This is a genomic window from Vibrio sp. PNB23_22_6 (assembly GCF_052877535.1).
Genome location: NZ_JBNFXP010000011.1, coordinates 1 through 25,068 on the forward strand (window position 1 = coordinate 1; position 25,068 = coordinate 25,068).

Genomic DNA, 25,068 nt, shown 5'->3' on the forward strand with positions numbered 1-25,068 from the left:
TGAACTCTTCTGTGTAGCGTTTTCCGCTCATGATAACACCTCATAGTTTATTGAATTATATAACTATTAAGTGTCTAGTGAAGTGGGGTCTTACCAAACGGTAGCTTCAAAGTTATAGTTATCACGATAGCGTTTTTATTACACGGACGAATAATCTGGCTCATTGGAGATCGGTAACCCCCTAATGCCTTCCCAGCAATTACAACATTGGTTTGCAACGCTAACCTCAAATAGTCCTTTCTTTTTTGCCATTATTGATAAGAAACACAGTTATCGAATGGTAAGTGAGCGCTATTGTGACATTGCGGGCTTAGGCCATAGCGAAATCATTGGTCTTAACGATAGCCAAGTTCTAGGTGACGTATTCTATAAGAAGCTTGCTCCTTACTATCAACGCGCTTTCAAAGGCGATCATGTAGAAGCAGAAATAACCCTAGATGAAACGGGCTTAGAGACTAACTTACATTTTAGTCTTTCTCCGATTAAAGAAGGGAATGAAACCCGATTCGTGGTATTTCATGCCATTGATACTTCTGAAAAACACATTCTTGTTCGTTCTTTAGAAGAGTCAGAAAGCAAATTTTCCAAGCTTACTCAGCTTTTACCTGATGGTTTGTTATTGGTTGAAAATGACATCATCATTTCTGCCAACCCCGCATCGTCTCGCTTACTTGGTCTAAACTCGCCACATGAATTGCTCGGAGAAGAGCTGTCTCGTCTATTCATCGATGAAAACAGCAAGAAAGTTTTTAGTCATCGCATCAGTTCACTCCTGTCTGAAAAACCGTTTGCCTGTTTAACCAGTGCAAGATGTGGATTTGAGCGAAAGGTACGCCTGCATGCTGACACCACCGCTGTTCTTGGCAGTGAATCCCAAATAATCCTTATCCAGGATGCCGACGACACACCTAAAACGCTTTCTTCAGGCTCCGCTGAAGATGCTCACATTGACTCTCTGACCAAGCTATACAACCGCTTTGGGTTTACCAAACGTCTTGAGCAACTGATTAACAGGCGCACGCCACTATTGGTGTTTTATCTTGACATCGATAACTTCAAAAACATCAATGACTCACTTGGCCATCACATTGGTGATAAAGTCATTCAGGAGGTATCCGCTCGTCTTAAGCACTCATTACCAAGCCAAGTAATCATTGGCCACCTTGGGGGAGACGAATTCGGTATTATTTTGCCAGAACCAGAAAATACCCGTATGGCAGAGAGCCTTTCCGAGCGCATCATCTCTTTGATCAACCAGCCATTTGATCTACACCACTTCAGTAAACGTCTTGCTTGTTCAATTGGGAGTGTGCGTTATCCAGAAGATGGCCAAGACGCACGAATCCTCCTGCAAAATGCCGATACGGCAATGTATGAAGCCAAGGATCGCGGCCGCAACCGCCTGATCAAGTTTAACGATCAGATGAATAAAGAAGCGCGCATGCGTTTGTGGTTGGAAATTGAGCTGCAAAAAGCATTGCAACAACACGGATTGGAAGTCTGGTATCAACCAAAAGTAAATGCTCGCGACTTCAGCATTAACGGAGCGGAAGCCTTAGTGCGCTGGAAGCACCCTGTCGAGGGTTACATCAGTCCAGGGGCGTTTATCCCTGTAGCCGAACGTGCCGGCTTGATCGAGCACCTTGGTAAAGTGGTCATGCGTGATGTATTTAATACTGTCAAGCGTTGGAAGCTACAGGGTATCCTGCCAGGACGTGTGGCAATTAACCTTTCTCCTGAACAATTTGGCAATCCTCAGCTCATTGACTACATGGAAAAGCTACTGCGCACTACCGAGCTCGATCCAAGCTGCATTACTTTCGAGCTAACCGAAAGTGCGGTGATGAGTGACAGTCAACACACACTGCAAATGCTAAACGCAATAAAGAAACTCGGCTTCAACCTTTCTATTGACGACTTTGGTACAGGCTACTCTTCCCTCTCTTATTTGGCACGCTTTCCAATCGATGAGCTAAAAATAGACCGAGCCTTTATCAGCGACATTGATATCTTGTCAAAACAGGTGACTGTTATTGAAAACATCATCAACCTAGGTAAATCGCTCGATTTAACGGTCGTCGCAGAGGGCGTAGAAACACACCAGCAAGCGACCCTGTTATCCAACTTGCAATGTAACTCGATTCAAGGCTTTCATTTCTATCGTCCTCAACCGAAGCACGAAGTCGAAGAACTGTTCGTACAAAACCGTCGCCACAAAAAATAATGCGCACTTTCCCCCCCTGACTCTCATGGGGGAAACGTATCGATAAAACTACAACCACTTAATATTCGAAGTGTTGCCTATCATACATGCCAACTCTGACTCCCGAAGCCAAGCCTCTCGACGTTACTTAAGGGATAAATCTCAACTTTATTGAGCTAAACCTAACTTAGGTCAATTTCGCTATTCATAATTCTTCATAAAATGCGACCATCTTTTTATTCTCTATGATTGTGAGCATATGGAACTCTTGTGCCCTGCGGGTAACTTGCCTGCGTTAAAAACCGCGATTGATTGCGGTGCAGATGCTGTATACATCGGCTTCAAAGACGATACAAACGCTCGTCACTTTGCTGGTCTTAACTTTAACGGCAAAAAACTTGAAAAAGCGGTGCAATACGTCCACGACCGCAACAAAAAGATCCATGTTGCACTCAATACGTTTGCTCACCCAAATGGATTTGAGCGTTGGACAAATGCGGTAGATAACGCTGCAGCCCTTGGTGTAGACGCACTGATTGTCGCTGACATTGCGGTACTTGAGTATGCTGCTCGCAAATATCCAGAGCTTGAACTACACCTTTCGGTACAAGCATCTGCAACCAACGTTGCGGCTATCGATTTCTACAAACAGAACTTCAACGTTAAACGAGTCGTACTGCCTCGTGTACTGTCGATCCACCAAGTGAAACAACTATCGCGTAACATCACTAGTGACGTCGAGCTAGAGGTATTCGCTTTTGGCAGCCTTTGTATCATGTCTGAGGGACGCTGTTACCTATCGTCATACATGACAGGTGAATCACCAAACACCGTTGGCGCTTGTTCTCCCGCGAAATACGTTCGCTGGCAAGAAACAGAACAAGGTCTAGAGTCGCGCTTGAATGATATTCTTATTGATCGCTACAGCGCAGGTGAAAATGCCGGCTACCCTACTCTTTGTAAGGGTCGTTTTGATGCTGAAATTGAAGGCGAAAAAAAACGCTATCATGCACTAGAAGAGCCAACCAGCTTGAACACCCTTTCTATGCTACCTGAACTGTTTGCGGCCAATGTTGCATCGGTGAAAATCGAAGGTCGTCAGCGTAGCCCTGCTTATGTAGAGCAAGTAACACGCACATGGCGAGCCGCGATTGATCGTTACCAAGCAAACCCTGAAGCCTATCAAGTAGAAGCGGCTTGGGATGCGGCACTAGCAAACGTGTCTGAAGGTACACAAACCACATTAGGTGCTTACCACCGTAAATGGCAATAGAGGTTAAGATGGATAATTCAATGAAATACGCACTTGGCCCACTGTTGTACTTTTGGCCAAGACAAGATGTAGAAGCATTTTACCAGCAAGCGAAATCAAGCTCAGCTGACATCATCTACCTTGGTGAAACGGTGTGTTCAAAGCGCCGTGAAATGAAACCTACACACTGGTTTGATATCGCGAAGGAGCTGTCTGCTTCCGGTAAACAAGTGGTGCTATCAACCATGGCTCTGCTAGAAGCACCAAGTGAAGTCAACATCATGAAGAAGTACATCGACAACGGTGACTTCGCGATTGAAGCAAATGACGTCTCTGCGGTTCAATTGGCTTCTGAGCACAAAGTGCCTTTTATCGTTGGCCCTGCGGTGAACACGTACAATGCGCATACGCTGAATGTGTTCTTAAAGCAAGGCATGACTCGCTGGTGCATGCCAGTTGAGCTATCACGTGAATGGTTGAGCAACACGCTGACACAATGCGATGAGTTAGGTATTCGCAGTAAGTTTGAAGTGGAAGTGTTCAGCCACGGTTACTTGCCACTGGCTTACTCAGCTCGCTGCTTTACCGCTCGTGCAGAAAACAAAGCCAAAGATGATTGCGAAACCTGCTGTATTAAATACCCAACGGGCATCCAAGTAAGCAGCCAAGAGGGTCAGGAGGTCTTTAACTTGAACGGCATCCAAACTCAATCTGGTTACTGCTACAACCTAATCAACGATCTACCAAGCATGGAAGGGTTGGTTGATGTGGTTCGTCTAAGTCCACTGGGCATCAGCACCTTCTCTGAACTGGACCATTTCCGTTCAAATGAGAAAGGCACTAATCCAGGTAAGATCCAAGATCGCCAATGTAACGGTTACTGGCATCAACTTGCTGGCTTAGAAGTGAAAAACATCTAAACACTTTCCACTAGTTTCAAAGCAATTAAAAAGCGAGGCACTACCCTCGCTTTTTAATTTGTCTTTTTCTTTAAGACGTTTGAATGCTCGGCTCAGCAGTGCTCTCATTCATTAATTTCTTAACATCACGCCACAGCATACTCATCACCACCAGGCTTAATGCAATATTGGAGAGTGGGAACGCAATCCAGATACCCGTTACGCCTAGGAGCTTCGGCAAAATAAATAAGAATGGCAACTGAATAACCATATTACCAATGGTGACAAACATCGCTTTGCTGCCTTTGTTCACCGACTGATAGTATGCTGCTGCTACCACCAAGAAACCATCCAAGAACAGCGCAAACATGTGCAGACGAATACCAACGACCGTCGCATCAATCAGATGTTGATCTGCGTTGTTGAACACAGAAACAAACTCGTAAGGAAAGAGGTTCATTAAGATGACGAACGCGACACCACCGAGTACAGAAGTACCCATCGCAATCTTCAACAGCTTGCGAATATTGTCTTGATTGCGTGCACCATGATTGTAACTCACCAAAGGCTGCATACCATTCGCGATACCCTCAGCAATCAAATAGTAAACCGTCACGATGTAGCCCAAGATCGCATAAGCGCCTATCAGCAAAGTACTGCCGTACTGAGCAAATAGGTTGTTGTGCAGCGCAACCATCATCGAGGTATAAGCATACATAAAGAAACTCGATGTACCGATGGTGACAATTTTGGGTACAACATCAAACTGCACCTTCAAATCGCTAATGGTTAGGCGTAGTTTTGCTTTCGACGTAAAGAAATAAGCTACGCCCAGAATCGTTACGATCATCTGTGCTAGCGCCGTCGCAATCGCAGCCCCCGTTAACTCCCAGTTTAACCAAGCAATAAAGATGTAATCCAATACGATATTAACGACCGCACCTATCACCATCAAAATGGTCGCTAGATTTGGACTATCATCATTACGAAGTAAAAAAGGCACCGCAATAGAGCCAAGAGAAAACACACAAGCGACAATGAGAATATGTAAATATTGCAAGCTCAGCTCATAGACTCGTCCTTCTGCCCCCTGCCAGTGAATGAAATCGTCTGCAAAAAAGAACAAGATCGTCGCGACCACCGGCATCAATGCGACTAGCAACAGTAGACCAGTGGAAAGAATGCGCTTCGCACCCTCAGCATCTTTTTCACCTTGTTTGATCGAGGCTAGCGCACCGGTACCGACTCCTACCATCATACCGATACCCAGAATAGAGCCAATGATCGGCCAAGCGACGTTAATCCCCGCGAGTCCGTCAGCACCAACGTAGCGACCGATAAAGATACCATCCACGACTTGATACAAACCGTTAACCAGCATAGCGGAAACGGTTGGAATTGTGTATTTCCAAAACTGTTTATAAATAGCGTTTTGCATGACAACCACCAATAGTTAGCAAGGCTAACTAAATAGTTAAAATAATAGACTTTGTTATTTGTTACTCAACGCTTTAGTCAGTAACGCTTGTAGTTGTTGTACTTCCTGATCATTTAAGTTTCTCATCATCTGCTCAGAAATATCTTTGTAGACAACTTGCTCTAACGACATCTCTTTCACGACTTCTTCCGTCAATACCGCGCGTTTAGAGCGGGCATCTTCACTGCATGCTATGCGCTTAACCAAGCCTTTTTTTTCTAGACGAACCACCATGTTAGAGGCCGAAGGCTTAGTTACTTGAAGCTCCGCAGCAAGATCAGTGATGCGCACACCTTCAGGGTAACGCTGAATAACTCGTAAATAATCAAACTCGTTAAAACTTAAACAAGAAAGCGGATCTTCTTTCGCATACACTCGCCATGCTTTAGCACAGAAGCGCTCTAAATCGATCAGGCTTTTTTCTAATGCCATTCTACTGACTCATTTAGTTAGCAAGGCTAACTATTTTAGTCAAGCCACTAAAAATCTTCAAGCACAAAAAAACCGCTCGTTTGAGCGGTTTTCCATGATTACTGTTGTTCTTTCTGCTGTTGCTCTGCTTTGAGCTTTGCCAACTTTTCTTGTTGTAGCTGCTCGTAAATCTGCCCCAGCTCTAGGAAAGAGTAACGGTGCTCCACATATTCGTAGACGTTAAACGAAATCGCGAGCTTATACAAAGAGATCGCATTTGCTACGTTCCCTTCCAATTGATGGCGTTTTCCTAAATAAAAATAGGTTTCTGTTAAACGCTCTGCAAGACGGTAATTTTCTCTGGTACCATCCATAATCGCTTTCAGCGCAGTATCGTCTGACACATCACGTAACATGATTGCAACTAGCACCCATCCCCACTCTTCACTGCGGTCACGTTGGTAACGCTGCTGAAGATTGGCTTTCGCTTGCTCTGGGTTCTGATCCGCTTCAATGATATATAGCCACAACGCACGAAATGGATCGCTTGGCATCTCCTGGTAATGCTTGGTCATATCTTCCAAAGCTAACCCTATACGACCACCATAGTACAATGCGATCGCACGGTTACGCTCTGCGTAAGAGTTTTCTGGAGCAAGCTCTAGCGTCGAATCAAACGCTTCATAAGCCGCATCAAACTCTCCCACTTGAGTAAAATACACCCCGAGTAGGTTAAAAATATCAGGCTGAGCTGGATTCAACTGCAAAGATTGATTGAAGTCCAAACGAGCAAGATCACGCAAACCGACACTGTCATAATAATTGCCACGCTCAAAGTGCATCTTTGCTCTTACTTCATCACTGAGATCTGGTCGCTGTAAAAGCTGAGATAGACGTGCAATCTGAACTTCTTGCTGGACACTTGGCTGCAGAGGAACCGCCATCGGTGGGTAAATCCACCTTTCTTCTGATTGCTGAGCGATATTAGCACAACCGGTCAGTGCAATAGACACACATAAACTTGCGGTTTGAAACCATTTCACTAATTTGTACTCCTGTTCGGACCGCTTTGGGCCTGTTTCTCTTAATGCACTATAGAATAAATAACCTCATTTGAGGCTGAATCCCTCGAGACAGGCCAAAAAAAGGGAGCAATAATGCTCCCCTTTTATAACATGCTTTCAGGCTCTTAAGCTAATAAAAGGCCTAAAGTCATCATTTCGTTTATTCGTCTTTTGCAGCAGGAGCTTCAACTGCTGCTTCTTCAGCAGCTGTTTCTACCGCTTCTTTCATGCTTAGACGAACACGGCCTTGGCGGTCGATTTCAAGCACTTTAACTTGAACTTCTTGGCCTTCAGCTAGATAGTCAGATACTTTCTCAACACGTTTTTCAGCGATTTGAGAAATGTGTACGAGACCGTCTTTACCTGGAAGAATCGTTACGAATGCACCGAAGTCTGCTAGACGCGCTACTTTACCTGTGTAAATGCGGCCTACTTCAACTTCTGCTGTGATTTCTTCGATACGACGGATTGCTTCTTTCGCAGCAGTGCCTTCTGTTGCAGCAATCTTGATTGTACCGTCGTCTTCGATTTCGATAGTTGTACCTGTCTCTTCAGTTAGAGCGCGGATAACTGCACCACCTTTACCGATCACGTCTTTGATCTTCTCTGCGCTGATCTTCATTGTGTAGATACGCGGAGCAAATTCAGAGATCTCTTCACGAGCACCCGAGATAGCTTCATCCATTACAGAAAGGATGTGCTTACGTGCACCTTGCGCTTGGTTAAGTGCAATTTGCATGATCTCTTTCGTGATACCTTCAATTTTGATGTCCATTTGAAGTGCAGTGATACCGTCGTTAGTACCTGCTACTTTAAAGTCCATGTCACCTAGGTGGTCTTCGTCACCAAGGATATCAGAAAGAACAACGAAATCGTCGCCTTCTTTAACAAGACCCATTGCGATACCCGCAACAGAAGCTTTGATTGGCACACCAGCATCCATAAGAGCCAGAGAAGTACCACATACCGAAGCCATTGAAGATGAACCGTTAGACTCAGTGATTTCTGAAACAACGCGAACAGTGTATGGGAATTCATCTACAGAAGGCATTACTGCTTGGATACCACGTTTCGCAAGCTTACCGTGGCCGATTTCACGACGCTTAGGAGAACCTACAAAACCTGTTTCACCTACACAGTATGGAGGGAAGTTGTAGTGTAGTAGGAAGTGATCTTTCTTCTCACCAGTTAATTCATCGATGATTTGAGCATCACGTTGAGTACCTAGCGTCGCCGTTACGATTGCCTGCGTTTCACCACGAGTGAATAGCGCGCTACCGTGTGTACGAGGAAGAACGCCAGTACGTACGTCTAGTGCACGAACCATGTCTTTCTCACGACCGTCGATACGTGGGTGACCGGCAATGATGCGGCTACGTACAACATTCTTCTCTAGAGAACCAAGCATCTTCTTGATTTCCATCTCGTCTTGCTCTTCGTCTTCAGCAAGAATTGCTGCAACGACGTCAGACTTGATAGCACCGACTTGCTCGTAACGAGCCATTTTTTCAGTGATTTGGTATGCTTCTGTTAAGCGAGTTTCTGCTAGATCTGCGATTTTCGCTTTAAGCTCAGTGTTTACTGCTGGCGCTTCCCATTCCCAAGCTGGTGTTGCAACTTCAGCTTTGAATTCATTGATAGCAGAAATAACCACTTGTTGTTGGTCGTGACCAAATACAACTGCCGCTAGCATTTCTTCTTCAGTTAGGTTGTCTGCTTCAGATTCAACCATTAGCACTGCAGATTCTGTACCCGCAACCACTAGGTCAAGCTTAGACGCTTCTAGTTCAGTGTTGCTTGGGTTAAGAACAAGTTGACCGTCGATGTGGCCAACACGTGCTGCACCGATAGGACCATTAAACGGAATACCAGAGATAGCGAGTGCCGCTGAAGTACCGATCATTGTCACGATGTCTGGTTGAACATTCGGGTTCACAGACATCACTGTTGCGATCACTTGAACTTCGTTTTTGAATGCGTCTGGGAATAGTGGGCGAATCGGACGGTCGATTAGACGAGCAGTCAGTGTTTCACCTTCTGAAGGACGACCTTCACGCTTGAAGAAACCACCAGGGATCTTACCTGCAGCGTAAGTACGCTCTTGGTAGTTAACCGTTAGCGGGAAGAAATCTTGACCTGGTACCGCTTCTTTTTTACCTACTACAGAAACGAATACAGCCGTATCGTCCATAGTAACCATCACTGCTGCCGTTGCTTGACGAGCGATAACGCCAGTTTCTAAAGTAACCGTGTGGTTACCGTACTGGAACGTTTTAACAACTGGTTTTTCGAACATTGTTATTCCTTGCTCTAAGTAGAACTTAGATAAATTGAGTGAGACTCAAAGCACTACGAATCGCGACTAGTGAAAGCAGACTCGATGATAAGCAAGCCAACTTTGAATAGTCGCGACCACTTGGTCGACTTGGTTGACTGTAATGCTAGGAGTATTTCTGAGAAATCTCGCGATGAGACTTGCCGTGCGTATTATAACGGCATAAGTCCTAATTTGCTAAATTTAGGCAATAAAAAAGGGGCATAAAGCCCCTTTTTTAAACAAACTGTTCTATGCAGCCGCTGATTAGCGACGTAGGCCTAGACGCTTGATTAGATCTTGGTAACGAGCAAGGTTTTTACCTTTCAAGTAGTCAAGAAGCTTACGACGGCGAGAAACCATACGTAGAAGACCACGACGGCTGTGGTGATCGCCTTTGTGTGCTTTGAAGTGACCTTGTAGGTGGTTGATAGAAGCTGTAAGTAGAGCTACTTGAACTTCTGGTGAACCAGTGTCGCCTTCGCCTTGTGCGTATTCTGCAACGATTGCTGCTTTAGTTTCTGCATTCAGAGACATAATTCTCTCCTAATAAGAGTAGGTTAATATTTGTGCCAGCCAATCTCTGATTCAGCCGGCACGAGGAGCGCGAATTATAAGGAAGTTTCCTCAATCACGCAATATAAAAATACCGGCACTAATTGCCGGTATTTCTTAAGCTTTACGAAGTCACTCTTCGTCGCGGAAAACCACCAAGCGTTTTGGTGCAACTTTTCCATCATCGTTCACTTCAGCGACACCAATAAAGAGCTTATCTTCACCGGAAGTCATGCGAATTGGTGTGCCTTCTGGGGCTCCAAATACCTGTACTGGCATACCATGCTGTACGAGATTGGTTAGCTCTGCGTTTAGGTTTACCTCTGGTAAATCTTCAACGGCGGTATCCATTGGTAGCAATAGTGAATCAAGCAGTTCTTTCGGTGCGATCTCATCACGATGCGCTTGCTCTAACAACTCATTAAGCTGCTCAAGTGTTACCATCTTTTCGTATGGGTACTTAGCAACGCCTGTGCGACGCAGCATCGTCACGTGAGCACCACAACCTAGCATCTCACCAAGATCATCAACGATAGTACGGATGTACGTGCCTTTTGAACAATGTACTTCCATTTCTACTTCATTTTCTTCAAAACGATGCAGGATGATTTCGTAGACGGTGATCTTACGAGACTCTCGAGGAACTTCTATCCCTTGTCGAGCGTACTCATACAATGGCTTCCCTTGGTATTTCAAAGCCGAGAACATCGATGGGATCTGATCAGATTCACCACGAAACTTCTCGATGCAAGCTTCCAACTTCTCTAGAGACACATCAACAGGACGTGTCTCAACCACCTCACCATCAGAATCGGAGGTGTCCGTGCGTTCACCCAACTTGGCAATCACTCGGTAACGTTTATCTGAATCTAATAGGAACTGAGAGAATTTGGTCGCTTCACCTAGGCAGATTGGCAGCATACCCGTCGCTAGAGGGTCCAAAGCACCCGTATGACCTGCTTTCTCAGCGAAGTAGATACGTTTTACTTTCTGTAGTGCGTCATTCGACGAAATACCTGTCGGCTTATCTAAAAGCACCACGCCATTAATTGGACGACCTTTACGACGACGAGCCATTAGCTATCTTCTCCAGTCTGAGATTGTTCATCTTCGCGACCAGAATCTTTTTGTTTGCGCTTATCTTCACTTACGACTTCAGACACTAGGTTAGACATACGCATACCTTCTACTAGTGTGTTGTCGTAATGAAAACGAACTTCCGGCGTCAAACGAAGACGAATACGCTTACCTAGCATCATGCGAATGTGAATCTCATGTTCACGCAGTGCTTCTAGGCAAGACTCAGGTGTTTGCTCACCCACACATAGGAAGGTCACGAATACTTTTGCATAAGCGAGGTCACGAGACACTTCTACGTCAGAGATGGTTACCATCCCTAAGCGAGAATCGCGAACTTCGCGTTGAAGGATCATTGCTAGTTCTTTTTGCAGCTGCTGTGATACGCGCTGCGTGCGGCTAAATTCTTTTGACATATTCATTCTCTTAAATAGAAAGAATGGGGGGATGGTCAAGCCAGCCCCCCATGGTGTATTCAACAACCAATTACTATTTGTCTTTTAGACGTTTAGTAATTTTAGTCAATTAGTCTAGAGTACGTTTAATTTCAACGATTTCAAACACTTCGATCTGGTCGCCTACGCGAACGTCGTTGTAGTTCTTAACGCCGATACCACACTCGTAACCATTCTTAACTTCTTGAACGTCATCTTTAAAGCGGCGTAGTGACTCTAGTTCACCTTCATAGATAACAACGTTATCACGTAGAACGCGAATTGGGTTGTTACGCTTTATCAGACCTTCAGTCACCATACAACCAGCGATTGCGCCCAGTTTTGGTGACTTAAATACGTCACGTACTTCAGCAAGACCAATGATCTCTTGCTTGAATTCTGGAGCAAGCATACCGCCCATTGCTTGTTTAACTTCATCAATCAATTGGTAAATGATTGAGTAGTAACGTAGATCAACACTTGCGGCTTCAATCGCACGACGAGCAGATGCATCCGCACGTACGTTAAAACCAAGGATGATAGCGTTTGAAGCTTCTGCTAGTACAGCATCAGTTTCCGTAATACCACCTACACCAGAACCAACGATGTTTACTTTCACTTCGTCAGTAGACAGTTTCAGTAGTGAGTCTGCGATAGCTTCTACAGAACCTTGTACGTCCGCTTTCAGTACTACGTTTAGTTCTGCAACTTCACCAGCCGTCATGTTAGAGAACATGTTCTCTAGTTTAGATTTCTGCTGACGAGCAAGTTTCACTTCACGGAATTTGCCTGCACGGTAGTTTGCAACTTCACGCGCTTTGCGCTCATCACGTACTACTGTTGCTTCGTCACCTGAAGACGGTACACCAGAAAGACCTAGGATCTCAACAGGGATAGACGGACCTGCTTGAGAAATTTCTTTACCTAGCTCATCGCGCATTGCACGTACACGGCCGTATTCTTGACCACAAAGAACGATGTCGCCTTTGTTTAGTGTACCTGATTGAACCAATACGGTTGCTACTGGACCACGACCTTTATCTAGGCGAGATTCAACAACCACGCCAGATGCCATGCCTTCGGCTACAGCTGTGAGTTCAAGAACTTCTGACTGAAGAAGGATTGCTTCTAGAAGACCATCGATGTTTGTACCCTGTTTAGCAGAGATGTGAACGAACATGTTCTCACCGCCCCATTCCTCAGGGATTACGTCGTATTGAGCTAGCTCATTCTTAACGTTGTCTGGGTTTGCGTCTTCTTTATCGATCTTGTTCACAGCAACAATCAGAGGAACGCCTGCCGCTTTCGCGTGCTGAATCGCTTCAACGGTTTGTGGCATTACGCCATCATCTGCTGCTACTACAAGAACAACGATATCTGTCGCTTGAGCACCACGAGCACGCATAGCAGTAAATGCCGCGTGTCCAGGAGTATCAAGGAACGTGATCATGCCGTTTTCAGTTTCAACGTGGTAAGCACCGATGTGCTGTGTAATACCACCAGCTTCGCCTGAAGCAACGTGAGTACGACGGATGTAATCCAGTGTTGATGTTTTACCGTGGTCAACGTGACCCATAATAGTAACAACAGGTGCGCGTGGCACGGCTTCTGCTGAACTGTCACGATCAGATAGAACCGCTTCTTCAAGCTCGTTCTCTTTACGCAGTACCACTTTGTGACCCATTTCTTCAGCAACAAGTGCTGCTGTTTCTTGGTCGATCACTTGGTTGATAGTCGCCATCGCGCCCATCTTCATCATCACTTTAATCACTTCTGTCGCTTTAACCGACATTTTGTTAGCAAGTTCTGATAGAACGATGGTTTCGCCAATCACAACATCTTGTTTAGCAACCATCGCCGACTTATCGAAGCCGTGTTGCATTGATGTTGGTTTCGCTAGTTTACCTTTACGACCACCTTTACCACCACGTTGGTTACGACCACCGCGCTCGTTGTCATCGTTGCGGTTAGAAGGTTTTTTCTTCTTCTTACGACGACCAGCTTCTGAGCTGCGATCTGCAGCGTCTTCTGCTTCACGTGCATACGTTGATGTCGTCACGTGGTAGTCAGAGTTTTCTAGCTCTTTCTTTTTCTTTTCTTCTTCATTCCAACGAGCTTCGTTTTCTTCTGCAAGTTTACGCGCTTCTTCTACAAGTTTTGCTGCTTCTTGCTCAGCTTTACGTTGGGCTTCTTCTTCCTGACGACGCTTTAACTCGTCAGCTTCTTTCTTTGCTTGCGTATTAACATCCGCATTTTTTGCATTCATGTCTTTCTTAGCCTTATCAGCTTGTGCGCGTTTTGCCTTTTCTTCAGCGTCACGTTTTGCATCCGCTTCACGTTTTGCTTTTTCATCGGCTTCGCGCTGTGCTTTTTCTGCAGCCTCGCGTTTGGCTTGTTCTTCAGCCTCACGCTTCGCAAGCTCTTCAGCTTCACGCTTTGCTGCTTCCTCAGCCTCACGTTTTGCATCGTCTTCGATAGTGCTGCGCTTCACATATGTGCGCTTCTTACGCACTTCTACTTGAACATCTTTACTCTTGCCACCACCTGCTGCAACACTCAATGTGCTGCGAGTCTTACGCTGGAGCGTTAGGCGAGTCGGCTCTGAATCACCTGATTTATCACCGTGTTCTTTTTTAAGATGAGCAAGAAGCTTTTGCTTCTCCTCGTCTGACACATTGTCAGAGCTCGCCTTTTTCATGCCAGCATCAGCAAGTTGCTCCATTAAGCGGTCAACTGGCGTACCAATCTCTTCACTCAGTGCTTTAACTGTTAATTGTGTCATGCCGCTTCCTCCTTGCTGAAATTATTATTCTTCGCCGAACCAACAGATGTTACGTGCCGCCATGATTAGCTCACCAGCACGTTCTTCAGTCAGGCCTTCGATACCATCCAAGTCATCAATACCTTGGTCAGCGAGATCTTCCAGTGTTGTTACACCTTTCGCTGCCAATTTAAACGCCATTTCACGCTCTAGCCCTTCAAGGCCTAATAGATCTTCAGCAGGCTCCAGACCATCGAAAGATTCTTCTTGTACAAGAGCAATCGTTGTAAGTGCATCTTTCGCACGGCTACGTAGCTCTTCAACGAGATCTTCGTTCAGGCCGTCAACTTCAAGCAATTCGTTTACTGGAACGTATGCTACTTCTTCAAGCGTTGAGAAGCCTTCTTCAACCAATAGTTGAGCGAAATCTTCTTCAATGTCTAGATACTTCATGAAGTTTTCGATTGACGCTTGGGACTCTTCAGCATGTTTCTTCTGCAGATCAGCGACTGTCATTACGTTCAGTTCCCAACCTGTTAGTTGAGACGCTAAACGAACGTTTTGACCATTACGGCCAATCGCTTGTGCTAGGTTGTCCGCTTCAACAGCGATGTCCATTGAGTGCGTATCTTCATCAACAATGATTGAAGCTACGTCTGCTGGCGCCATTGCGTTGATAACAAACTGAGCTGGGTTATCGTCCCAAAGTACGATATCGATTCGCTCACCACCAAGCTCGCCAGAAACAGCTTGAACACGCGCACCGCGCATGCCAACACACGCACCTACTGGGTCAATACGTTTGTCGTTAGTCTTAACCGCGATCTTAGCGCGAGAACCTGGATCACGAGCAGCACCTTTCAGCTCGATGATTTCTTCAGCGATTTCAGGCACTTCAACTCGGAATAGCTCAGCTAGCATTTCTGGTTTTGAACGCGTGATGAACAATTGGAATCCGCGCGCTTCAGGAGCGACTTTGTACAGAAGACCACGTACACGGTCACCTGGACGGAAGTTTTCACGAGGTAGCTGGTCATCACGTAGGATAACGGCTTCTGCGTTGTTACCTAGATCCAATACGATTGTTTCACGGTTTACTTTTTTAACAACACCGGTGATTAGGTCACCTTCGTTGTCGATGAATTGCTCAACGATTTGTGCGCGCTCAGCTTCACGTACTTTTTGCACGATAACTTGCTTCGCTGTTTGAGTCGTAATACGGTCAAACGTCACTGATGGAATATCATCTTCTACAAAATCACCCAATTGAACTTCAGGATCTTCGTACTGTGCTGCTTCTAGTGAAATCTCTTTTGTTGGATTCTCAACGTGGTCGACAACCAACCAACGACGGAATGTTTCAAATTCACCCGTTTTACGGTCGATAGCAACACGCACATCGATTTCGATTTCGTATTTTTTCTTAGTAGAAGTTGCAAGAGCAATCTCTAGAGCTTCAAAGATACGCTCACGAGGTACGGCTTTCTCATTTGATACCGCTTCTGCTACCGCTAAAATTTCTTTACTCATTGTATTTAGCCTCTAAGCTTCAAATTTTTTAGGAAACTAAAATTTAGGGATAAGGTTTGCTTTAGAAATATTGCTTAGTGCAAACATTTCGTCTTGCCCATCGACAGTAACAGCAATGGTTTCACCATCAACTGAATGGATGATACCTTTCCACTTTCGACGGTTACCAACAGCCATCTTCAGAACGATGTTGACCTCGTGACCAATAAATTGCTCGTAATGTGCTGCTTTGAAAAGTGGTCTTTCTAAACCTGGAGAAGAAACCTCTAGGCTGTAAGCAACTGAGATTGGATCTTCAACGTCCAGTACAGCACTCACTTGACGGCTAACTTCTGCACAGTCATCGACATTAATACCATTTTCAGAATCAATAAAAATGCGCAATGTTGAGTGTGCACCTGCACGAATGAATTCTAATCCAACCAACTCATAGCCCGATGCCTCTACTGGCGCTTCAAGCATTTCAGTAAGTTGTCTTTCTAAACCAGTCATTTGAACCACTCCAGAAACAAAAAAAGGGCTCAGAGCCCATTCTAAAAACCAAGCAACGATCTGAGTAAAGTTTAAAAACTCAGATAACAAAAAACCCCGAATAAGTCGGGGTTTTGTCGCTGGACCCTGATACGTTAAGCGTATCGAATACGAATCACTTAACTTGCAGTATGGTTAGCACTGCACAAACTTGCCAATCAGATAATATTCACTATACGAATATCGAAGATTGGTTGCGGGGGCCGGATTTGAACCGACGACCTTCGGGTTATGAGCCCGACGAGCTACCAAGCTGCTCCACCCCGCGTCCGACTTGCTGTGCATTATACGCACAAACAAGTGATTTACAAGTTTGTAAATACATGGTGCCGAGAGAGGGACTCGAACCCTCACACCAAAGGCACTAGCACCTCATGCTAGCGTGTCTACCAATTTCACCATCTCGGCGTCATAAACCATTACAGCTTATTGAGGAATTTCATCACCAGCTGGTGCTGGAACTTCACTCGCTGCATCGTTAACTTGTTCTACAACTGGTAGGCCTAACGTTGGGTCTATCCATTGTGACTCAGTCGTTTGCGTTGACATACGGCCAAGTAACAAGCTAATGATAAAAAATACGGTTGCTAAAATAGCAGTTGTTCGGGTTAAGAAATTACCTGAGCCGCTAGCGCCAAACACTGTGTTTGAAGCACCTGCACCGAACGAGGCTCCCATATCTGCGCCTTTACCTTGTTGAATCAACACAAGGCCAATCACACCAAGCGCTGCCAACAGGTAAATCACAAGTAGAACTGAAAACATTTTTTCCACCTATGTTCCAAATTGTTGAGCCAGCGCCGTTCAAAAACAATTTCATTTATCTAAGAACAAGGCTAGCGACCTCCTAACGGGAGGCGGAGCAATACTAGCGAAACCCCGTTACGCTGACAAGGGGAAATTAGAAAAAAATCAGTACTAACGCACTAAGCGCTCAAAAAAAGGGCAAAAACAGCCCTTTTCTCTCGCTAATCATCCTAAAGCAATGATTAGCAACTTGCTTTTACAGCGTCAGCAATCTTAAGTGCGGATGCTTGAACAAGGTCAGCATCTTCCCCTTCCACCATGACACGAAGAAGTGGCTCAGTCCCGGATTTACGCAGCAACACACGACCTTTATCGCCTAGTGCCGCTTCAACTTCAGCAACAGAATCTAGCACCGACTGTGCTTCCAGTGGATTGCTATCACCAGTAAAACGCACATTTTCAAGCACTTGCGGGTAAAGCATCATGCCTTGCGTCAAATCGTATAGAGACATATCGCTACCAACCACAGACGCAAGAACTTGCAGGGCGGCAACAATCGCATCACCTGTTGTCACCTTATCTAGCAAAATAACGTGACCTGAGTTTTCAGCGCCAATTTTCCAGCCTTTTTCTAGCAAACGCTCCATCACATAGCGATCACCCACTGCAGCACGTACGAATGGGATCCCGAGTTGCTTCAGACCGTTTTCCATGCCTAGGTTAGTCATTTGCGTACCAACAACTCCACCTTTAAGCTCACCACGGCGCAGAGCATCTCGAGCAATAATGTACGCAATCTGGTCGCCATCAACCTTGTTACCTAAGTGGTCGACCATTATGATGCGGTCACCATCACCATCGAAAGCCAACCCCAGGTTAGCTTGTTCTTCTACCACGCGTTTTTGCAGCGCACGTACATCTGTCGCGCCCACTTCAGCATTGATGTTGGTACCGTTTGGCTCAACGCCCATGGCAATAACATCTGCACCGAGTTCAGTGAACACGTTTGGTGCGATGTGGTACGTTGCACCATGCGCACAATCCACCACAATCTTCAGATTCGCCAAGCTAAGTTCGGATGGGAAAGTACTTTTACAGAATTCAATGTAACGACCTGCAGCATCATTTAGACGCGTTGCTTTACCAAGATCTGCAGACTCCACACATTCGATATCTTTATCAAGCTCAGCTTCAATAGCCAGCTCAATATCATCAGGCAATTTAGTGCCCTCTGAAGAGAAGAACTTGATACCGTTGTCGTAATAAGGATTGTGAGAAGCGGAGATCACGATGCCCGCTTCCGCACGGAAGGTTTGGGTAAGGTATGCTACTGCTGGTGTCGGCATTGGGCCAGTAAACGTCGCTTTTAGGCCTGCAGCCGCTAGACCTGCTTCTAACGCAGACTCAAGCATGTAGCCAGAGATACGTGTGTCTTTACCGATAATAACTTTCTTCGTGCCTTGTTTTGCGAGTACACGACCAGCCGCCCAGCCAAGCTTAAGTACAAAATCTGGCGTGATTGGGTATTGTCCAACTTTACCGCGCACACCGTCAGTACCAAAGTAACGTCTTTTATCAGACATAAAACTTTCCTTAATTCTTTTAGATATTGTTGTTCATCATCTCAACAACTTTCATTGCTTCGATCGTTTCTTCAAAGTCATGAACTCGAATGATTTGCGCACCTTTCATTGCAGCGATAGTTGCACAAACGACGCTCGCATTGACGCATTCCGCTGCAGGCTTATCCAGTAATTTGAAAATCATTGACTTACGAGACATACCAGCCAAGATTGGCAAGCCAAAGTCATGAAACTTATCGAGATGAGCAAGCATATGATAATTGTGTTCTAAGGTTTTGCCAAAACCAAACCCCGGGTCGAGGATAAGTTGCGACTTATCGATCCCAACCGCTTCACAAGCCTTGACACGCTCTTGGAGAAATACAGTAACATCTTCCATCAGATCATCATATTGAGGATCTGTTTGCATCGTTCTCGGCTGACCTTTCATGTGCATCAAACAGATAGGCAACTTTGCTTCTGCCGCCACTTCCAATGCACCAGGTTCTTGCAGGGCACGAACATCGTTAATTAAGTCTGCTCCTGCATCTACTGCTTGTCGCATCACCTCTGCTTTACTGGTATCAACAGAGATCCATACATCATACTTTTTACGAATGGCTTGAATCACGGGAATTACGCGCTGCAACTCTTCTTCCAAGGTAATGTCTGGCGCACCTGGTCGAGTGGATTCACCGCCTACGTCAATAATACTAACCCCGGCAACGATCATTTTCTCTACTTGCGCGAGTGCAAGATCAACAGAGTTGAATTTACCGCCATCAGAAAAAGAGTCAGGAGTGACATTAAGAATCGCCATCACGTGAGGACGAGAAAGGTCGAGGGATTTGTTGTTTGCTTTAATAATCATAATAAACACAAAAACCCCGAGCGAACTCGGGGTTTATTATTAGCACTAGGCGTTATTCAGAGTCTTTCTTTTCTGGAGCTTCGCTTGAAGTTGCTTCTTGAGTCGTTGACGGCTCTGCAGGCTTAGTTGCATCGACGCTATTCTCTTTCGCTTTTACTTCAGGTTTTGCTTGAGGTTTGTCATCACCTTCTGGTGGTGTTGTCGGCTTGTCGCCCCATCCAGCAGGTTCGCGAATATCCTCTTTACGCTCCATTAGGTCATTAATCTGACCGGCATCAATGGTCTCATACTTCATTAGCGCATCTTTCATCGCATGCATGATGTCCATATTCTCTTCTAAGATCTGCTTCGCACGGTCGTAGTTGCGATCGATGATATTACGAACTTCATCATCAATAAGCTTCGCAGTGTCATCAGACATGTGTTTAGTCTGAGTCACACTACGACCTAGGAATACTTCGCCTTCATCTTCTGCGTATAGCAGTGGACCAAGTTTTTCTGAGAAGCCCCATTGCGTCACCATCTTACGTGCGATCTCTGTTGCACGTTCAATGTCGTTAGAAGCACCCGTTGATACTTTCTCAGCACCGTAAATCAATTCTTCAGCAAGACGGCCACCGTAAAGACTTGAAATCATCGACTCTAGGTGTTGGCGAGACATGCTCACTCGATCTTGCTCAGGCAGGTACATCGTCACACCTAACGCACGTCCACGAGGAATGATAGATACCTTGTACACTGGATCGTGTTCCGGCACGAGTCTGCCTACAATTGCGTGACCGGCTTCGTGGTATGCCGTTGACTCTTTTACTTCTTCCGACATCACCATTGAACGGCGCTCCGCACCCATCATAATCTTGTCTTTCGCCAGCTCAAACTCAACCATAGAAACGTTATGTTTATTACCACGAGCCGCAAACAATGCCGCTTCGTTTACTAGGTTAGCAAGATCGGCACCTGAGAAGCCTGGTGTACCACGCGCGATAAGAGATGGCTCGACATCGCTAGCTAGAGGTACTTTGCGCATGTGAACCTTAAGAATCTGCTCACGACCACGTACGTCTGGTAATCCAACGACCACTTGACGGTCAAAACGACCAGGGCGCAATAACGCTGGGTCAAGTACGTCTGGACGGTTAGTCGCAGCAATCACGATAATACCTTCATTGCCTTCAAAGCCATCCATCTCAACCAGCATTTGGTTTAGTGTTTGTTCACGCTCATCGTGACCACCACCCACACCAGCACCACGTTGGCGACCTACCGCATCAATCTCATCGATGAAGATGATACAAGGCGCCGCTTTCTTCGCTTGTTCGAACATATCACGAACACGAGATGCACCTACACCAACGAACATTTCTACGAAGTCAGAACCTGAGATGGTAAAGAACGGTACTTTTGCCTCACCCGCAATGGCTTTCGCAAGAAGCGTTTTACCCGTACCAGGAGGACCGACCATTAGAACACCCGTAGGGATCTTACCGCCCAGTTTCTGGAAGCGGCTTGGATCACGCAGGTAATCTACCAGTTCTTTTACGTCTTCTTTTGCTTCGTCACAGCCTGCAACATCCGCAAAAGTCGTCTTGATTTGCTCTTCGCTCATCATACGAGCTTTGCTCTTACCGAAAGACATCGCGCCTTTACCGCCGCCGCCTTGCATTTGACGCATGAAGAAAATCCACACACCAATCAGTAAGATCATAGGGAACCAAGAAATGAAGATAGTACCTAGTAGGCTCTGCTCTTCAGGAGGCGTACCTTGTACTTTTACATTTTGGTTAATTAGGTCATCTAGAAGCTTCTGATCATACACAGGCATGTAAGTGACCATTTTGGCACCACCGCCGCGACGAACGAAACTGATTTCACCGTCTTTAAAAGTTGCTTCTTGAATCTGGCCTTGGCCAACTTCCTGTACAAACGTGGTGTAATCCACGGTTCTGCCATTGCTCTCTCCAGGGCCAAAGCTCTGGAATACCGACATCAACACGACAGCGATAACAAGCCACAGAATTAAATTTTTTGCCATGTCACTCAAGGTGTCAGCCTCTCGATAACTAATTGTAATTAAAGGTAGGGTACTACAGTTTATTAGCTGTAGCTATAGTGTTAACCATGTTCTAAACAAGCGAAATAGTTAACCTTTGTAACCAGTGGCTACAACAAAGACTTCTCGTGAGCGAGCTCTCGATGAGTCGGGTTTTCTGATTTTTACGGCTTTAAACATGTTTCGGACTTCTTTAACGTACTCGTCGAAGCCTTCACCCTGGAAAACCTTGACGACAAAGCTACCATTAGGTGCTAGAACTTGTCGACACATATCTAAAGCCAATTCAACTAAATACATAGCTCGTGGCTGATCGACTGAATTATTACCTGCAATATTAGGTGCCATGTCAGACATGACTACATCCACCATAGATGGTTGGATTCTTTCCAACAACGCTTCTAATACTGCATCGTCACGAAAGTCACCTTGTAAGAAGCTCACGCCCGCAATTGGATCCATAGGCAGTAAGTCACAAGCAATAATTTGACCTTCATCACCTATTATCTTAGCAGCATATTGTGACCATCCCCCGGGAGCGGCGCCTAAGTCGACCACAGTCATCCCAGGTTTCAGCAATTTATCTTTCGCTTGGATCTCATCAATCTTGAAGTAAGCACGTGAACGATAGCCTTTTTTACGGGCTTCATTTGCGTATTTATCATCAAAGTGTTCTTTCAACCAACGACCAGAGCTCGCTGAATGTTTTTGTCTACTCATTTTAATCCCAACAAGGCGCAAATAGGAGCTATTGTTTTAATAGGTCCAACCTATTACTCAATAAATTATAGTCTTCAGCAATAGATGGCGTTAAAATAGCTTTTTTCAACCCTTATTTTAAAGAAAATTGGCGGCGTAATGAACCTAAGCACCAAACAAAAGCAGCACCTTAAAGGCCTGGCTCACAGTTTAAAACCTGTTGTGCTAATGGGCGCAAATGGACTTACAGAAGCCGTGCTAGCAGAAATTGAAATCGCTCTAAACCATCATGAACTGATCAAAGTGAAAGTTGCATCAGAAGATCGTGAGACAAAACAGCTAATCATCGACGCTATCGTACGTGAAAGTGGCGCTGAAAAAGTTCAGACAATTGGTAAGGTACTTGTACTATACCGCCAGTCTGAAGAGCGTAAAATCGAAATCCCTCGCAAGTAGTTGCTACTTACTGAGTGGAAGAAGAAAAGGTCGCCAATGGCGACCTTTTTTGTATCTGCGATTCCATGCGAAATTCTTGATTAGATGTATTCAACACGGTCGATTTCGAAATCTTTTGCGCCACCAGGTGTTTGAATCACCACCTCATCGCCTTCCATTTTACCGATCAGACCACGCGCAATCGGTGAACTGATAGAAATACGGCCAGCTTTAATTTCGGCTTCATCGTCACCCACAATTTGGTAGGTTTTTTCTTCATCAGTGTCACAGTCAATCAAAGTAACGGTTGAACCAAAAATTACTTTGCCGGTGTTGTCCATCTTAGTCACATCGATCACTTGTGCTACGGATAGCTTGTATTCTATATCACGAATTTGCGCTTCACAGATCCCTTGCTCTTCACGTGCTGCGTGATATTCAGCGTTCTCTTTCAAGTCGCCTAGCTCGCGAGCCTCAGCGATTGCTTCAGAAATTTGTGGGCGAAGCTTTAGTAGACGTTCGAGTTCTGTACGTAGCAGCTGCTCGCCACGCATTGTCATTGGAACTTTTTCCATTATATAACCTCAATGCCAAAGGTGCCTTTGGACAAAAAAAGCCTACCCGACCATTAGGCTGGGTAGTACGTTCAAAGAGTTGATTCACTTAGTTTAAACAAACTCCGGTGTGAAATCACTTTAATTTGATTAAGCAACTTCGCATCTCTCATTACATTACCTTCTGGATGATTTTCAGAGCTGACCATTATCGCAATTTATTGAAAACCAACGCGGCTTATTACATTAGAAAAATCAAAAAACATAAAAACAAATCAATATCAGACCAATGTTATATAAATAAAAAGAATATAATAACAATAACTTAGCACTATTAAACCATTAATTGCACACTGTTCATTATTTTGATTGATATCATTTTACTACCTCATAGGGAAACTTTAGCAGTAAAACATGTCCTGCAACTTGTTACGGCATAGCTTTGAGCGAGTGAGTCGATTTCACCAAATAAAACTATGCATATAACAATAACTTGAGAGAGACTAACTCTCCCCATAAAACAATAATTATGGACAGCTAACTAGGACAAATAAAATGAAAAAGACTTTAATTGCTCTTTCTGTATCTGCAGCAGCTATGGCAACGGGTGTTAACGCAGTGGAACTTTACAACCAAGACGGCACTTCTCTAGAGATGGGTGGTCGTGCAGAAGCTCGTCTATCGATGAAAGATGGCGATGCAGCAGACAAATCTCGTATCCGTCTAAACCTTCTTGGTACTCAAGCAATCAATGACAACCTATACGGCGTTGGTTTCTGGGAAGGTGAATTTACCACCCAAAACGATCAAAACGTGGACACTCGTTACGCATACGCTGGTCTTGGTGGCGCATTCGGTGAAATAACTTACGGTAAAAACGATGGTGCACTAGGCGTTATCACTGACTTCACTGATATCATGGCTTACGCAGGCAACACTGCGGCTGACAAACTAGCAGTGGCTGACCGTACCGACAACATGCTGTCTTACAAAGGTCAATTCGAGAACCTAGCAGTTAAAGCAAGCTACCGTTTTGCTGACCGCGAGATTGATAAGCCAAACACTCCTGAAGCTAAATACACTGACAATGGCGAAGATGGCTACTCACTATCTGCTATTTATGCGTTAGCTGACACTGCAATTAACCTAGGTGCTGGTTACGCAGATCAAGCTGACGCTAACGAATACATGCTTGCTGCATCTTACACTATGGGCGACCTATACTTCGCAGGTGTATTCACTGACGGTAAAAAAGCTAAGAAAAATGGCGACTACACAGGTTACGAACTGGCGGGTGCTTACGCTCTAGGTCAAACGGTATTCACATCTACATACAACAATGCAGAAACCAACAACGAAACGTCTGCAAACAACTTAGCAATTGACGCATCTTACTTCTTCAAGCCTAACTTCCGTGGTTACGTATCGTACAATTTCAACCTAATCGACTCTGGCGATAAACTAGGTAAAGTTGGTGGTAACACAACTGCATCTAAGGTTGATGCTGAAGACGAGCTAGCACTAGGTCTACGTTACGACTTCTAATCCAGCCTTGTGATTTGAAGATAAAATGCCCGCATCTTGCGGGCATTTTTATATCCAGAATTCTTATGCTTTTCAGTATATACTCATTGCACAACCA

21 protein-coding genes and 2 tRNA genes are annotated in these 25,068 nt (G+C 45.1%); 5 read left to right on the forward strand and 18 right to left on the reverse strand.

The annotated features are described in order from the left end of the window. Window positions 1-184: 184 nt before the first annotated feature. The 3 genes from ACVA54_RS10575 to ACVA54_RS10585 all read left to right on the forward strand — a co-directional run bounded on the left by ACVA54_RS10575 (window position 185) and on the right by ACVA54_RS10585 (window position 4,375). On the forward strand, window positions 185-2,224 hold the full coding sequence (locus ACVA54_RS10575; RefSeq protein WP_446639920.1) for an EAL domain-containing protein: 2,040 nt from the start codon (window positions 185-187) through the stop codon (window positions 2,222-2,224). 238 nt (window positions 2,225-2,462) lie between these two features. Then, complete coding sequence (gene ubiU / locus ACVA54_RS10580) at window positions 2,463-3,476, forward strand: ubiquinone anaerobic biosynthesis protein UbiU (RefSeq protein ID WP_099080191.1); 1,014 nt, start codon at window positions 2,463-2,465, stop codon at window positions 3,474-3,476. Window positions 3,477-3,496: 20 nt separating this feature from the next. Continuing rightward, window positions 3,497-4,375: a U32 family peptidase gene (locus tag ACVA54_RS10585; RefSeq protein WP_172438157.1), complete on the forward strand. Its 879-nt coding sequence runs from the start codon at window positions 3,497-3,499 to the stop codon at window positions 4,373-4,375. A gap of 70 nt (window positions 4,376-4,445) precedes the next feature. Here the strand turns inward: ACVA54_RS10585 and ACVA54_RS10590 are convergent, their stop codons facing one another. The 17 genes from ACVA54_RS10590 to rlmE form a co-directional block, all read right to left on the reverse strand. After that, window positions 4,446-5,792: an MATE family efflux transporter gene (locus ACVA54_RS10590; protein WP_099079900.1), complete on the reverse strand. Its 1,347-nt coding sequence runs from the start codon at window positions 5,790-5,792 to the stop codon at window positions 4,446-4,448. A 54-nt stretch (window positions 5,793-5,846) separates the two neighbouring features. After that, a complete protein-coding gene (locus tag ACVA54_RS10595; RefSeq protein WP_099079899.1) occupies window positions 5,847-6,263 on the reverse strand; it encodes a MarR family winged helix-turn-helix transcriptional regulator in 417 nt (138 codons plus the stop codon). Window positions 6,264-6,361: 98 nt separating this feature from the next. Beyond that, a complete protein-coding gene (gene nlpI, locus ACVA54_RS10600) occupies window positions 6,362-7,285 on the reverse strand; it encodes a lipoprotein NlpI (RefSeq protein WP_099079898.1) in 924 nt (307 codons plus the stop codon). Window positions 7,286-7,466: 181 nt separating this feature from the next. Beyond that, window positions 7,467-9,602: a polyribonucleotide nucleotidyltransferase gene (gene pnp, locus ACVA54_RS10605; protein ID WP_099079897.1), complete on the reverse strand. Its 2,136-nt coding sequence runs from the start codon at window positions 9,600-9,602 to the stop codon at window positions 7,467-7,469. Window positions 9,603-9,887: 285 nt separating this feature from the next. Beyond that, a complete protein-coding gene (gene rpsO, locus ACVA54_RS10610) occupies window positions 9,888-10,157 on the reverse strand; it encodes a 30S ribosomal protein S15 (protein ID WP_005380094.1) in 270 nt (89 codons plus the stop codon). 150 nt (window positions 10,158-10,307) lie between these two features. Continuing rightward, window positions 10,308-11,252 (reverse strand): tRNA pseudouridine(55) synthase TruB, encoded by a 945-nt coding sequence (gene truB, locus ACVA54_RS10615; RefSeq protein ID WP_099079896.1) that lies wholly within the window; start codon window positions 11,250-11,252, stop codon window positions 10,308-10,310. Further along, complete coding sequence (gene rbfA, locus ACVA54_RS10620) at window positions 11,252-11,668, reverse strand: 30S ribosome-binding factor RbfA (protein ID WP_099079895.1); 417 nt, start codon at window positions 11,666-11,668, stop codon at window positions 11,252-11,254. The genes truB and rbfA overlap by 1 nt, the downstream gene beginning before the upstream one ends. 109 nt (window positions 11,669-11,777) lie before the next feature. After that, window positions 11,778-14,468 (reverse strand): translation initiation factor IF-2, encoded by a 2,691-nt coding sequence (gene infB / locus ACVA54_RS10625; protein ID WP_099079894.1) that lies wholly within the window; start codon window positions 14,466-14,468, stop codon window positions 11,778-11,780. A gap of 24 nt (window positions 14,469-14,492) precedes the next feature. After that, a complete protein-coding gene (gene nusA, locus ACVA54_RS10630) occupies window positions 14,493-15,977 on the reverse strand; it encodes a transcription termination factor NusA (protein ID WP_446616950.1) in 1,485 nt (494 codons plus the stop codon). Between the two features lie 36 nt (window positions 15,978-16,013). After that, window positions 16,014-16,469 carry a ribosome maturation factor RimP gene (rimP, locus tag ACVA54_RS10635; protein WP_099079892.1) on the reverse strand — a complete coding sequence of 152 codons (456 nt, stop codon included), beginning with the start codon at window positions 16,467-16,469 and terminating at the stop codon, window positions 16,014-16,016. 230 nt (window positions 16,470-16,699) lie between these two features. After that, window positions 16,700-16,776 (reverse strand) — tRNA-Met (locus tag ACVA54_RS10640). 56 nt (window positions 16,777-16,832) lie between these two features. Next, a tRNA-Leu gene (locus ACVA54_RS10645) sits at window positions 16,833-16,916 on the reverse strand. 18 nt (window positions 16,917-16,934) lie between these two features. Next, window positions 16,935-17,273 carry a preprotein translocase subunit SecG gene (gene secG / locus ACVA54_RS10650; protein ID WP_119463559.1) on the reverse strand — a complete coding sequence of 113 codons (339 nt, stop codon included), beginning with the start codon at window positions 17,271-17,273 and terminating at the stop codon, window positions 16,935-16,937. Window positions 17,274-17,497: 224 nt separating this feature from the next. Continuing rightward, window positions 17,498-18,838: a phosphoglucosamine mutase gene (glmM, locus tag ACVA54_RS10655; protein WP_099079890.1), complete on the reverse strand. Its 1,341-nt coding sequence runs from the start codon at window positions 18,836-18,838 to the stop codon at window positions 17,498-17,500. 19 nt (window positions 18,839-18,857) lie between these two features. Then, a complete protein-coding gene (gene folP, locus ACVA54_RS10660; RefSeq protein WP_099079889.1) occupies window positions 18,858-19,688 on the reverse strand; it encodes a dihydropteroate synthase in 831 nt (276 codons plus the stop codon). A gap of 52 nt (window positions 19,689-19,740) precedes the next feature. Then, the gene (ftsH, locus tag ACVA54_RS10665; protein WP_172438139.1) at window positions 19,741-21,720 is read right to left on the reverse strand and encodes an ATP-dependent zinc metalloprotease FtsH; all 1,980 of its coding nucleotides are present in this window, start codon (window positions 21,718-21,720) and stop codon (window positions 19,741-19,743) included. Window positions 21,721-21,828: 108 nt separating this feature from the next. Next, window positions 21,829-22,458: a 23S rRNA (uridine(2552)-2'-O)-methyltransferase RlmE gene (rlmE, locus tag ACVA54_RS10670; protein ID WP_099079887.1), complete on the reverse strand. Its 630-nt coding sequence runs from the start codon at window positions 22,456-22,458 to the stop codon at window positions 21,829-21,831. Between the two features lie 138 nt (window positions 22,459-22,596). Between rlmE and yhbY the strand changes: the two genes are divergently transcribed. Beyond that, complete coding sequence (gene yhbY, locus ACVA54_RS10675) at window positions 22,597-22,893, forward strand: ribosome assembly RNA-binding protein YhbY (RefSeq protein WP_099079886.1); 297 nt, start codon at window positions 22,597-22,599, stop codon at window positions 22,891-22,893. Window positions 22,894-22,973: 80 nt separating this feature from the next. On the opposite strand, the gene greA is transcribed toward yhbY, so the two are convergent. Further along, the gene (gene greA / locus ACVA54_RS10680) at window positions 22,974-23,447 is read right to left on the reverse strand and encodes a transcription elongation factor GreA (protein WP_099079885.1); all 474 of its coding nucleotides are present in this window, start codon (window positions 23,445-23,447) and stop codon (window positions 22,974-22,976) included. Between the two features lie 534 nt (window positions 23,448-23,981). Here greA and ACVA54_RS10685 point away from each other — a divergent pair. Next, a complete protein-coding gene (locus ACVA54_RS10685) occupies window positions 23,982-24,971 on the forward strand; it encodes a porin (protein WP_446649601.1) in 990 nt (329 codons plus the stop codon). Window positions 24,972-25,068: the final 97 nt, after the last annotated feature.